The organism is Pseudalkalibacillus sp. A8 (genome assembly GCF_045920555.1).
Classification (GTDB): Bacteria; Bacillota; Bacilli; order Bacillales; family Fictibacillaceae; genus Pseudalkalibacillus.
Map to the genome: position 1 here is coordinate 5,435,623 of NZ_CP174509.1, position 13,073 is coordinate 5,448,695.

12 protein-coding genes are annotated in these 13,073 nt (G+C 39.9%); 1 reads left to right on the forward strand and 11 read right to left on the reverse strand.

Annotation, left to right across the window (positions count from 1 at the left end):
• Positions 1-35: 35 nt before the first annotated feature.
• From ACJROX_RS27255 to ACJROX_RS27290, 8 genes are all read right to left on the reverse strand, one after another.
• On the reverse strand, positions 36-1,496 hold the full coding sequence (locus ACJROX_RS27255) for an aldehyde dehydrogenase family protein (protein WP_408008325.1): 1,461 nt from the start codon (positions 1,494-1,496) through the stop codon (positions 36-38).
• Positions 1,497-1,499: 3 nt separating this feature from the next.
• Entirely contained in the window at positions 1,500-2,495 is a 996-nt protein-coding gene (locus ACJROX_RS27260) for an ABC transporter permease (RefSeq protein ID WP_408008326.1), read from the reverse strand.
• Between the two features lie 15 nt (positions 2,496-2,510).
• On the reverse strand, positions 2,511-3,494 hold the full coding sequence (locus ACJROX_RS27265; protein ID WP_408008327.1) for an ABC transporter permease: 984 nt from the start codon (positions 3,492-3,494) through the stop codon (positions 2,511-2,513).
• A complete protein-coding gene (locus ACJROX_RS27270) occupies positions 3,491-5,017 on the reverse strand; it encodes a sugar ABC transporter ATP-binding protein (RefSeq protein WP_408008328.1) in 1,527 nt (508 codons plus the stop codon). The genes ACJROX_RS27265 and ACJROX_RS27270 overlap by 4 nt, the downstream gene beginning before the upstream one ends.
• Positions 5,018-5,099: 82 nt before the next feature.
• Entirely contained in the window at positions 5,100-6,083 is a 984-nt protein-coding gene (locus ACJROX_RS27275) for an ABC transporter substrate-binding protein (protein ID WP_408008329.1), read from the reverse strand.
• Entirely contained in the window at positions 6,080-7,123 is a 1,044-nt protein-coding gene (locus ACJROX_RS27280; RefSeq protein WP_408008330.1) for a zinc-binding dehydrogenase, read from the reverse strand. Before ACJROX_RS27280 ends, ACJROX_RS27275 begins: the two co-directional genes overlap by 4 nt.
• A complete protein-coding gene (locus tag ACJROX_RS27285) occupies positions 7,107-8,084 on the reverse strand; it encodes a C-terminal binding protein (protein WP_408008331.1) in 978 nt (325 codons plus the stop codon). The genes ACJROX_RS27280 and ACJROX_RS27285 overlap by 17 nt, the downstream gene beginning before the upstream one ends.
• A 38-nt stretch (positions 8,085-8,122) precedes the next feature.
• On the reverse strand, positions 8,123-8,908 hold the full coding sequence (locus ACJROX_RS27290; RefSeq protein WP_408008332.1) for a glucose 1-dehydrogenase: 786 nt from the start codon (positions 8,906-8,908) through the stop codon (positions 8,123-8,125).
• Positions 8,909-9,358: 450 nt separating this feature from the next.
• Between ACJROX_RS27290 and ACJROX_RS27295 the strand changes: the two genes are divergently transcribed.
• Positions 9,359-10,465, forward strand: coding sequence for a mandelate racemase/muconate lactonizing enzyme family protein (locus tag ACJROX_RS27295; protein ID WP_408008333.1), 1,107 nt, complete (start codon positions 9,359-9,361; stop codon positions 10,463-10,465).
• A 133-nt stretch (positions 10,466-10,598) separates the two neighbouring features.
• Here the strand turns inward: ACJROX_RS27295 and ACJROX_RS27300 are convergent, their stop codons facing one another.
• The 3 genes from ACJROX_RS27300 to ACJROX_RS27310 form a co-directional block, all read right to left on the reverse strand.
• Positions 10,599-11,279 carry a mandelate racemase/muconate lactonizing enzyme family protein gene (locus ACJROX_RS27300; RefSeq protein WP_408011804.1) on the reverse strand — a complete coding sequence of 227 codons (681 nt, stop codon included), beginning with the start codon at positions 11,277-11,279 and terminating at the stop codon, positions 10,599-10,601.
• Entirely contained in the window at positions 11,173-11,532 is a 360-nt protein-coding gene (locus tag ACJROX_RS27305; protein ID WP_408008334.1) for a hypothetical protein, read from the reverse strand. Before ACJROX_RS27305 ends, ACJROX_RS27300 begins: the two co-directional genes overlap by 107 nt.
• 107 nt (positions 11,533-11,639) lie before the next feature.
• Complete coding sequence (locus ACJROX_RS27310) at positions 11,640-12,443, reverse strand: IclR family transcriptional regulator (RefSeq protein WP_408008335.1); 804 nt, start codon at positions 12,441-12,443, stop codon at positions 11,640-11,642.
• Positions 12,444-13,073 lie beyond the last annotated feature (630 nt).

Consider the following 13,073-nt stretch of genomic DNA (forward strand, 5'->3'; position numbering starts at 1 on the left):
ATTACCCCATCCTTTGTTTTGTTATGAAAGGTAACTTATGACAAAACGTTTCGTAATGCAATATTTTTAACTTGAGTAAGTTCTTCCAATGTAACCGATAGTCCTTCACGTCCAATTCCACTCATCTTGTATCCTCCGAATGCAGAAACGTCTGGACGATATAATCCTGTTCCATTTACAGCTACTTGGCCAGTTTTCATTTTATAAGAAGCATTCATTGCACGCTGGATATTTTTTGTAAATACAGAACCACTAAGGCCATAGATTGAATTGTTAGCAATTTCAATTGCTTCTTCATCGTTATCGAACGCAATCAAAGGTACGACAGGTCCGAATATCTCCAGGTCTTTCGCAACATCCATGTCTTTTATAACACCGTTTAGAATTGTTGGAGTATAGAAGCATGCCTCTTCTCTCTTACCGCCATAGATGATTTCTGCTCCCTGGCTGACAGTGTCATTCACATGTGAAAACACAGCTTCTGCAGCTTGTTGGCTAATTAAAGGCCCTACTTTAACATCAGACTGGAACGGATCTCCCATTTTGTATTCCTGGATTTTTTCCAGCATGATGTCCGTAAAATCTATCAATACATTTTTTTGGACAATAATACGTTTGTTTGCGCAACAGCATTGTCCATTCGCCCACATCCTACCGAATAATGCATGGTCTACCGCTTCATGCAAGTCAGCATCATCGAATACAACAAGTGCATCGTTTCCGCCAAGTTCAAGGAATGTTCGTGACAGGTGTTTTGCTGCATTTTGCGCTACTCTAATCCCAGTGTTGGTATCACCTGTCATACTGACGATGTCAACTTTAGGGCTGCTTGCCAGAAGTTCCCCAACAACTGATCCTTTTCCAGTTACAACTTGAACAACACTTTTAGGTACACCTGCTTCAAGTAGAAGTTCTACAAGACGAATGACAGTTAGAGGCGCTTCAGACGCCGGCTTTAATACTACTGCATTTCCAGCTGCAAATGCAGGAGCTACCTTGTGGGAGAAAAGGTCGATCGGGAAGTTAAACGGGAGGATAGCACCCATTACACCAATTGGTTCTCTTCTAGTAAAAAATACATCCTTTTCAAGCCCAGGTTGAGCGTCTAGTGGTGCTGAGATTCCGTATAGACTTTTGGACTTTTCCGCAAATCCTTTAAATAAACGAGTACCTGTATCAACTTCCGCCTCTGACTGCGCCAATGGCTTTCCGTTTTCTTTTGTCAGGATTTCAGCTAGTTCTCCTTTTTTCTCTTGTAGAAGATTTGCATAGCGAACTAAAATTTCATATCGTTCGTGAGTTGGTGTATTTGCCCAGACCACTTTTCCCTGTTGTGCAACGTCGAGCGCCTCTTCAACATCTTCAGGAGTGGCAAGTGGGATTGAATCGATTACTTCGTTTGTAGCAGGATTAAGTACATCCTGAACATTTCCATCTCTAGAACCTCTTGATTCACCATTAATAATCAATTTTCCTAGCTTCTGAACTGTTTGCATAACTTAACTACCTCCCAGGTTTGATTTGTTTTTTAAAAGTTTCGCCTGTAAAAGTACAATTACAATCAGGAAGACACCCCTTATAACAGGTTGCCACCAGGAGTTGATGGTCCCTTCCATATTGATGATATTTAATACTACTCCAAGGAGCATGACGCCAATGAAAGTACCAATTACACTTCCTCTTCCCCCGGTTAAGAGAGTTCCTCCGATAACTACTGCAGCAATTGCATCGAGTTCCCACATATTTCCGGAAACCGGTTGAGCAACTCCACCAAGTCGGGAAGCGAGAATAATACCAGCGAGACCTGCAAGAGCTCCGCTTATCGCATATACAAGGATCTTAATTCGGTCGGCATTAAGCCCCATTAGCTTACTTGCTTCTTCATTGCCTCCAACAGCATAAACGTGTCTTCCGAACTTTGTATATTTTAATAAGAATGTTGCGGCCACAATTAAAAGGACAAAAATCCAAATTGGAACTGGAATCCATAATAGAGAACCCCTGCCAAAGAATTTGAAAAACTCAGCAATTCCAGGGTCTACTGTAACCGATCGCTGGTCGGTAATAGCATAGACCAGTCCTCTTACACCAATCATCATCGCGAGCGTCACAATGAAAGGTTCCATTTTTAATTTCGAGATAATGACGCCATTTACAGAGCCGAGAATAGTTGTCGCAAGGATAGGGATGACAAGCGCCCAGAAGATACCGAATTGGGAAGCATATGCTGCCGTAATTCCTCCAAGCGCAAGCAGTGATCCTACTGAAAGGTCGATTCCCTTTGTTAAAATAACAAACGTCATACCGATTGCAACAATACCAAGCATGCTGTTTTGCCTTAACAGATTAAGAATGTTTTGTGAGGTTAAGAAAGATTCATAGCGAATAGATGCGCCAATAACAATTAAGATTAAGGCACTTAATGCACCGTGTTTTTGAAGAAATACGTTAAAGCCGCTGAAAATTGATGAAGCTTGTTTTACGCCTTCAGCCATTTGGGTTGCACCTCCTTACCTTTCGCGTTGGATATAAATCGCTGCCACAATAATTACAGCTTTAAAAATCAGTGAATAAGCATCCGGGATATTGTTCATGTTAAAAGTCGTACTAATCAATCCCATTAATACAGCTCCGATAACAGTCCCCCAAATAAATGGACGACCACCGGTCATCAATGTTCCGCCGATTACAACAGCCGCAATCGCATCGAGCTCGATAAGCTCACCGATTCTAGTAGCATCTGCGGCAGCAAGCCTGGATGTTTCAACAATGCCCGCCAATGAGGCTAAAACGGCAATAATGACATAAACTGATATCTTAATAAATCGAATATTTACTCCTGCAAAATTCGCTGCTTTTTCGTTATCACCAATTGCTTCCACATATCGACCAAATGAAGTGTATTTTACGACCACATACATTAAGAATGCGATCGAAAGCATGATCACTACTGGAGTAGGAATTACCCCGAAGAGGGTTCCTTTTCCAATTACCTCAAAGGTGGGATTATCAAAGGAAATCAAGTAACCATCCGAGATAACCTGAGCTACTCCTCTACCCGCAATCATGGTCGCCAGTGTGATAATAATAGGTTGAACCCCGAAGTAGGAGATAATCGAACCGTTAAACAGACCAATCAAGGAACCTACCAGAATACTTGCCCCTATAATTACAAAAATGTTGGAATCTATAAGGAGAGCTGAGGTTACAGCAGAGACAGCCATCACAGCTCCAACAGATAAATCAATCCCCCCTGTCGAGATAACAAGAGTCATACCAATTGCAACCAAAGCAGTCGTACTTACATGCAGCAGTACATTCCATAACGTTTGGGAAGCAAGAAAGTTATTTGTGATAAAAATGTTGAGGATCACTAGTGCTACTAAAACGATAACAGGACCAAACTTCCTCAAAATGTCACCGATATTATTCAGAGATTTTTCGGTACCCGGGGAATTGGCAACAGTAGTATTGTTTAGTTTTATATCGCTCATGAGACTTCCCCTTCCTTTACCATAGAGTCATGTCTTGTACTACTCTCTGCAATAACTTTCATGATCTTGTTCTCAGATCGATCCTCTCCGGTTAATTCTCCGACCTTTTTGCCATCCCGAAGCACAATAATCCTGTCAGAGTTATGAATTAGCTCTTCAAATTCAGATGAAATCATCAATATACTTAATCCTTCTTTTGATAATTCATCAATTAAAGAGTGAATCTCAGCTTTGGCTCCTACATCGATTCCTCTTGTTGGCTCATCCAGGATCAGTAAATCTGGATTAGTTGCCAGCCATCTTGCTAAAAGAACTTTTTGCTGGTTCCCCCCGCTCAAGTTCTTAATTTTTTGATTTGGGCTCGGCGTTTTAATTCCCATCCGCTTAATGTACTCGTTTACAATCTCATTTTGTTTCTTCCGAGAAACAAATCCAAACTTTGATATATTTTTGAGACAGGCAATTGTCATATTTTCTTTTACAGACATGTTCGGTATAATTCCTTCTGTTTTTCTATTTTCAGAGCAGAAACCTATACCTGCTTGAACAGCTTCTCTTGGTGATTTTAATTTTTTCTCCTTCTGGTTAATTTCAATTACACCAGATTCAGCTTTATCAATTCCAAAGATAACCCTTGCCGTTTCAGTTCGGCCTGATCCTAACAAACCAGCAACACCAAGTACCTCTCCATCCTTAACCTGAAAACAGATATCTCTTACCGTCTTTCCTCTGGAAATCCCTGATAGTTTAATAGTAGATTTCTTATCTTCTGTTATTGTTGTTTCTTTCTTTTTGGACAACTGCTCAACTTCTTCAGTACTTTTTCCTATCATTTGGGCGATTAATTCAATTTGTGTTAAATTCTCGATAGGCCACGTGCCTATGTATAATCCGTCCCTTAACACAGTAATACGGTCACTTACTGTGTAAATTTCATCCAAGCGGTGGCTGACATAAATAATTGAAACACCTTGTGATTTCAATTTATCTATTACATTAAAGAGCACCTTTACTTCCTGATCATCAAGTGATGAAGTAGGTTCATCCATCACTACGAGCTTTGCTTTCATTGAGACCGCTCTAGCAATCGAAACCATTTGCTGGATGGCCGCACTCAAGTTTTCTACAGGCTGTCTAACGTTTACTTCAATACCCATATCTTTCATAACAGAAGATGCTTCTTTATGGGCTGTTTTCCAATCAATAAAGCCTAGTTTATTTCTAGGCTCTCTTCCCATAAAGATATTTTCAGTCACACTCAAGTAGGGTACTAAACTGACTTCCTGATAAATCGTGCTGATTCCTCCAAGTTGAGCTTCCATCGGTGTCTTAAAGTTAACTTCTTCATCAACAAAATAGATCTTACCATCGTCCTTCGAATATGCTCCTGTCAATACCTTTATTAGAGTGGATTTACCAGCGCCGTTCTCTCCCATTAAGGCATGAACTTCCCCTTTTTCAACCTCCAGTTCAACCCCATCCAGGGCTTTTACTCCAGGAAAGTACTTTTTAATATCCTTCATTTTTAGCAACGGTTGATTGGACATCGGAACCAACTCCCACTTATTAGAATAATGGGCCTCCGTTTAGAAGCCCACTACGTAATTAATATGCCTCATCTACAAACTCTTCTGCATTATCCTTGTCAAAGAAGCGGTCTTCGATAATAATTTCTTTTTCAATCTCTTCTCCACCCGCATGCTTTTCAATGACGTCGAAAACAGTCGGACCGAAGAATGGGCTAGATTCTACTGTCGCTCCCATTTTCCCATCAATAATAGATTGCAAGGCATCCTTCGTTCCATCTACGGAAACAATCGTGATATCTTCGCCCGGTGTTTTGCCTGCGACTTCAATTGCATTGATTGCACCGATAGCCATTTCATCGTTATGTGCATATACGGCTGTAATATCGTCACCATGTGACTGGAGTAAGTTTTCCATTACTTTTTGGCCCTCCGCACGAGCGAAATCTCCTGTCTGAGAAGCAATTACTTCCATTCCCTCTTGCTGATCAATTACATCCATGAAACCTTTTTGACGATCGATCGCCACTGAAGAACCTGTTGTACCAGTTAACTCAACAATCTTGGCGTTCCCGCCTGTAGCTTCCACGAGCCACTCTCCAGCACGCTGACCTTGCTTAACAAAGTTAGAACCAATAAATGTTAGATGTTCTCCATCTGCCATTCTATCAACAAGAATCACCGGGATACCGGCTGTTTGAGCAGATTCAAGAGCTGGAGCTAGGCCATCAAATTCTCTTGGAGCTAACACAATGTAATCTACACCCTGTGCGATCATATCCTCCACATCTGATACCTGTTTTGAGGTGTCACTCTGAGCATCGGTATAAACCATTTTATAGCCGCGTTTTTCAGCTTCTTCACGAATACTTTTTGTTTCAGCAATCCTCCATGGATTGTTATTTTCCATCTGTGAGAAACCGATTACAAGTTCTTTATCGCCTCCGCCCCCATCAGCAGCTTTGCCCTCATCCCCGTTAGAAATACTATCAGTACTTGCACAACCTGTTAATAGTGATCCGATCATCAACACTACAAACAACAGAAAACTGAATTTTTTCATTGGATTTCCCCCTTAGGTTTTGATTTTAGTGAAACCAGGACTTTAATAGCGCTGCCTTTAATGAGGTTTTGAATCCCTTTTTGAACCTCTTTCAAGTCCACTTCGTGTGTGATAATTTTTTCAAAGTCGAAATCTCTTTTTAATAGGTCAAGAGCAATATTGTAATCGGTTTTTGTGTAAACGCGGGTCCCCTTCACAGAAAGTTCTTTAAACGTAATATTCTGCAGATCAAGCGGTGTCGGTTTTTTATAAGTCCCTACTAACACAATCTGCCCTTTGACTTTGGCAACATCCACAATAATCTCAGCTACTGATGGGTGGGCAGCACAATCAAAAACGATATCGGCCAATGAACCTCCAAAGAGTTCCTTCACTTTGCCAGATACACTGTCTTCTTGAGGATTGATAACAGTAAAACCAAGCTGTTCAGCAACCTGTTGCCGATATGGGTGGACTTCGACAACTACTACATCCCTAGCACCAAGCAGTTGAAGGCTAACTGCAGTGCATATCCCGATAGGTCCTGCACCAAAGACAACGACTTGATCCCCCGGCTTGAACTCAGACTCTCTTATGGCATGAACACCGACAGCAAACGGTTCTACCAGAGAACCTTTTCTTGTAGACATCCCCTCTGGTAAAGGAGTTATTTCATCTAAAGGAGCGACCACATATTGGGCCATTGCTCCATCCCGGTCAATTCCAATCAGTCTTAAACTCTCACATACGTGAGGATATCCCGACTGACAAGCCTCACATTTTCCGCAGGAGAGGATCGGTCTAACTGTTACCCTTGTCCCGTCCGGTAGTTCAGGATGATTAACGGTCTCTCCTGAAAACTCATGTCCCATTACAAGTGGACCTTTCGCTCTCGGATGGCCACCGCCATATATATTTAAATCAGTTCCGCAAATACCACAATAATCAACCTTAATAGTTGCCCAGCCTTTAGGCGGTTCCGGAGGTGCGATATTTTCGATAGTTAAATCGCCTTTCCCATGATAGACGGCAGCTACCATCACATTAGACAAGGCTTTCACCCCTTTTTTTAACCCTGTTTACTGGGTAGTGAATCTCTTCCCCATTTAGATAACGTCTTACTTCATCCGCTGCCTTTTGTTTTAACTCTATCGATGATTCTTCAGAATACCAGGCTGCATGCGGTGTAATAATAACATTATCAAAGCTAAACAAAGGATGATCCTTCTCCGGGGGTTCTTTCTCCATTACATCGAGCCCTGCCCCCGAGATCTTTCCATTCCGTAATGCCTCTATTAAGGCTTTTTCATCTATGATTGGACCGCGGGCTGTATTAATGATAACAGCCTTATCTTTCATCATATTAATCGCCTTTGCATTAAATAAATGATATGTATCATCATTTAATGGAACATGAATCGAAATAATATCCGACTCTTTTAAAACGCTTTCAAAATCTACGAACTTTAGATCGAGTGAGGAGGATAAATTAGTGTGGTCATATCCAATTACGTTCCATCCCATTCCTTTTGCTTTCCTCGCTACTGCTGAACCGATCCTGCCTACACCGACTACTCCTAACGTTAAATCTCTCAACCTATGAACAGGACGTGCCAGCTGGAAGTCCCAGACTCCTTCTTTGGCATTATTTGAAAAGATGTTTACTTTCCTAATTACATTAAAGATTAATGATAAGGCATGATCGGAAACCTCTTCTACTCCATAATCCGGAACGTTACATATTTGAACGCTATATTCTGAAGCTGATTGTAAATCAATGTTATCTACCCCAACTCCATACCTTGAAATGACTTTACAGTTAGGAAGTGAAGACAATACCTTTCTTGTGATTGGAGCATATTGATTAATCAGTCCATCTGCATCTTTGCAAGTTTGAATCACATCTTCTTCGGTTTTACATTGCTCGACTTTTAATTGAAAGCCCTGAATTTCCAGGGATTTCCTCTCTATGTCTACAGAAGGATGGTCACAATCTGTAATAATTACTAATTTCTGCTTCATTCCAAACCTCCGTTTTGTTTGATTCCCACTCTACTGGGTTAGCTTAAAACGTTTCCGCCGTCAACGTTAACAGTTTGTCCTGTCATATAGTCAGAATCTGGTCCAGCCAGGAATGAAACTACATTTGCTACATCCTCCGGCTGCTCAATTCTTCCGAGTGGAATGGACTCAACAACACGACGTTTAGGCTCACCTACAGGAAGGTTTTGAATTTTAGCGAATTTTTTATCTACCTCTACCCAGAATGGTGTATCAACAACTCCTGGAGCTACTGCATTAACAGTCACTTTATCGGAAGCAAGTGCAAGTGCAGCGGATTGGGTAATACTAATTACTGCAGCTTTACTCATGCAGTATGAAAGGGCATATGGTTCACCGCGACGCCCAGCCTGTGAAGCCAAGTTCACGATTTTTCCTCCACCGTTTTTAACCATATATTCAGCGGCTGCCTGTAGCGCAAAGAATAATCCTTTCACATTTACTTCATATTGAAGGTCCAATTCTTTTTCCTCTATTTCAAAGATGGGATTGAAAGCTCCAACACCTGCATTGTTCACTAGAATATCTAGTCCCCCGAGCTTTTCTGTAACCTGTCCAACTACATCTCTTACACGCTCGCGATTTCGCACATCAACTTCGAGTGCAATGGCTTTTCTGCCCATCTCTTCAATTTCTTTTACTACAGATTCAGCATTTTCGAGACTCAGGTCTGCGATCGCTATATTTGCCCCATCCTTTGCCAAACGTAGAGAAATAGCTCTCCCGATACCTTGTCCACCACCAGTAACTAATGCCACTTTTCCGTTTAATCTTCCCTCGCTCATTATGATCCTCCTTTATTTCTCCTGAATTTTTATAGTGTTTTATAGTTCCTTTGCTATGTACAACTACAGTTAGTGAATCTTTTGTAAAATTAAGAAGACTTATCTCAACCTCCCGTTCAGAACTATAACTCATAATAAAATGATATTTTATAAATAACAGAACATTGTTCCATCTGTTACGTATAGATTAAACGCTTTCATTTTAATTGTCAACACAATTTTCTGAATATATCTTTTCTTTTAATTATTAGTAAAATCCCAATAAACCTATACCAAACCTGTATTAACATTTCAAAGCTCCTATTACAGGATTTTTTGACAACCAGTTTTTCAATCAATAAGATTATACAGGAACAATGTTCCACTTTTTAATTAAAACAGCAGGATTTTGAATCTGATTGTCGTAATAAGTCACGTAGAGATAAGAAATTATTGTAAAGGAGACAAAACATGGCGAACAACTCAAGAATAATTGAAAACGTTATCACAGAGCTATATCGTATTCCTCTACCAGAAGCTATGGGTGATGCGAAACATGGAATCCACACTCATTTTGAACTGCCAGTTGTAAGAATTTTGCTCAAGGATGGATCGGAAGGTGTAGGCTATACGTACACTGGGGGCTTCGGAGGAAGAGCAATCCATGCGATGATTGAGCATGATCTAGCTCCTTTCTTAATCGGTAAGGATGCCAGTTGTGTAGAGAAATTATGGGAAGATATGCAATGGAAAATTCACTATGTTGGCAGAGGGGGGATTTCCTCTTTTGCCATTTCGGCTATTGATATTGCCCTTTGGGATCTTCGAGCTAAAAAAGCGGATGAGCCGCTATGGAAATTACTTGGCGGTGCTAGCAATAGTACAAAAGCGTATGCAGGTGGTATTGATTTAAACTTTACCAAAGAGAAACTGTTAAACAATGTAAAAAGCTATTTGGATAAAGGATTCCAGGCTGTCAAGATAAAACTTGGACAGGAAACCCTGGAAGAGGATATCGACCGCATTGCGGCAGTCCGTGAATTGATCGGGCCTGATGTTACGTTTATGGTAGATACGAATATGAAATGGTCCATTGAGCATGCCATAAGAGCAGCAAAAGCATTTAAAGAATTTAATATCTTTTGGCTTGAAGAGCCTACCATCCCAGATGATTATGACGGTTACAATCGAATTTCAAAAGAAGGCGGTTTAGCAATTGCAGCAGGTGAAAACTTCCATACAATCTATGAATTCCAAAACATGATTTCACGAGGCAATATTGATTTTCCACAGCCAGATGCATCAAATATCGGAGGGATCACCGGATGGCTTAAAGTTGCAAATCTTGCATTTGTTCATAATCTACCAGTTTGTACTCACGGCATGCAAGAACTTCATGTAAGCTTAATGTCTGCCATGCCGCATGCATCCTATCTAGAAGTTCATAGTTTTCCAATTGACCAATACACAACCAGACCACTGGTCATAGAGAATGGTCGAGCAGTCGCACCTGATACCCCTGGGACGGGTGTAGAATTTGTAGGGGATTTGTTAGGTGAGTATAAAGTAAAGTTATAATAATAAAAGTACTTCTCAGAATTAAAAAACTACCTGACTACTATTCGGGTAGTTTTTTAATTTTATTAAATTATTGGATCTGATACTTTTTCAATATGTCCTCGTTCAACTCCACTCCGATCCCTGGTAAACTTTACAGTTGGAGGTTGGCTGCCAAGGATACTGCCCCCGCAGAAAAGTGAGGTATGATATCCAGGCCGTAAATAGAAGCTAGTATTCCAATTTTGCGACATTCAGTAATACCACCAGACCAAATCGCGTCTGTCTGTGCAATCGATACAGCCCTGTCCTTCAACAGTCCATGAATTCCATACCGTGTATACTCCGTTTCATAACCTGCTATAGGAATGGTTGTTCGTTCAGCGAGATAGCGACTGTTATCAACAAAATCAGTGGACAAAGGTTCTTCAAAGAAAAACAGGTCAAAACCCTCCACTTGCTTACACAGCCTGATTTCATCATTTACGTTGTAAGAGTTATTTGCATCGATAGCCAATTTAACTTTGTTCCCTAGGACATTTTTAACAGTTCTTATGCGTTCAACATCCTCTTCTATCGATGTTCCACCTATTTTCATTTTCATTGCTTGGAAGCCCATTTTCACATACTCTTCGGCTTCTTTGGCAAGATCCTCCATACCCTTTCCTTCCGCATAATATCCACCACTAGCATATGCTCTGATTATCGAACTGAAAGCACCTAGCAGTTTATACACGGGCATATTGGTCTTTTTTCCAAGGAGGTCCCACAGGGCGATATCGACAGCACTTATTGCTGAAAGAACGATGCCTCTTCTGCCTATCCGAAAAGTTATACATTTTCTCCCACAATTTTTCAATGTTTGTAGCATCTTCCCCAACTAATAATGGTGAAATAACTTCCTCTATGATAGCTTCCAATGTATGTAATGTCCCAAGCGCAAACGCCTCTCCAATTCCATAAGTCCCTTCATCTGTATGTATCTTAACTAAAAAGACATCTCTTGTTGTAATATTGGATAAACCATCTCTTGGAGGATTTTTTGGATGAACTTGAAGCTTAATTGGTTCAATTGAAGTAATTTTCAATTCTCATAACCTCTCCTTTTTAGTTTATAACAAAAGAATAACTCCCTTATTATGAAGAGAGTCAAGGTGTGTGTAATAATAAGAGCACATATTTTTAAAAGAGTTTATTAAATACTTTTACGCATTGCCGGTACAAAGCCGAGACGGGTTGACACAAATGTATTAACACTTTTTAAAGATTCAATTACCTGATCTTTTTTGTTAAGTATACGTTCAGTTGGGCCCGCTACACTAATTGCAGCAATAGCATTCCCAGTATAGTTAAAGATTGGCACGGCGAAACAAGTCAATCCTTCTTCAACTTCCTCATCATCCATTGCATAGCCTCTCTGCCTAATTTCACTTAATTCTTCGAGATATTTTTGCCGGTCAGTTATTGTTTTGTCCGTATATTTAGGCATGCCTTTTTCAGTTAGAATATGATCAACTTCTTCAATTTGAAAATTAGAGACGATTGACTTACCTAATCCTGTGCAATGAACTGGCTTTCTTGTACCTAACTGGGCATTAGTTGAAACAGATTGTTTTCCTTCAGCCTTATATACATAAACGATTTCTCCGTTATCATATACACCCAGGAAAGCTGTTTCATTTAGGTCACTAGCAAGCTGCTTTAAATACGGGGCAGTAATATCCACCAAATTCCATTTGGTTAAACTAGACATACCTATCTCAATTGCTTTTAATCCAATCTGATACTTCTCTGTCGCCTCTATTTGTTCCACAAACTGCTTTGATTTAAGCGCTTCCAAAATCCTGTGTGTTGTACTTTTCGCAAGTTCTAATTCCTGGGCTATTTCACCGACCCCCACAGGGCCTTCTTTAGAAGAAATTAATTCTAAAATGGTTAAAGCTCTTTCTACGGCAGAATTAGATTGAGCAGCTATTTGCTTTGATTTCGCTTTTTCCACGGAATGACACCTCACTTTCTATTATTAAATTTTAAAAAAACGGAACACTGTCCCTTTATTTTAATTTGATTTAATCTAATAGTCAATTGAAAGTTTTATATAAGATAAATTCATACGAATGTTTATACCATTTTTTTAGAGATTTTAAATAACATAAAGAAATAAGAGGAATGACGAGGGAGGAATGACGAGGAATGAATTTGATCTTTTTAATGAACAATTAGATGGATATGCCATAATTAAACGTTTAACAAATATATTTAATAATCGGACATTCATCTTTTTAACATATTCCTTATTGGATATTAGATTTTATGTCTAATGTTCCAATTTGTGAGAGCATATTCCAGTTGAAGAAGAGTTTTCACTTGAAATTTCTTTTCTTGATCCTAAAGAAATTCTTTAAGAAAACCTACTTGCTGTCCCTGGTTTCCGATTCCAGGATAGTAAAAAAATGTAGAAAAAACAATGCGGACTATAGTCGTTCTCGACCCGAAGTTTGTCCTTTTATGATTGAGGGATTTTGCCTCGTACCCTAGTATACTTAAATAATATGACAAATCTACAATCTTTTTCACCAAGGAAAACCTTATAAAAGGGAAAGCATGTCAAGGCCGGTTATAACTTCCC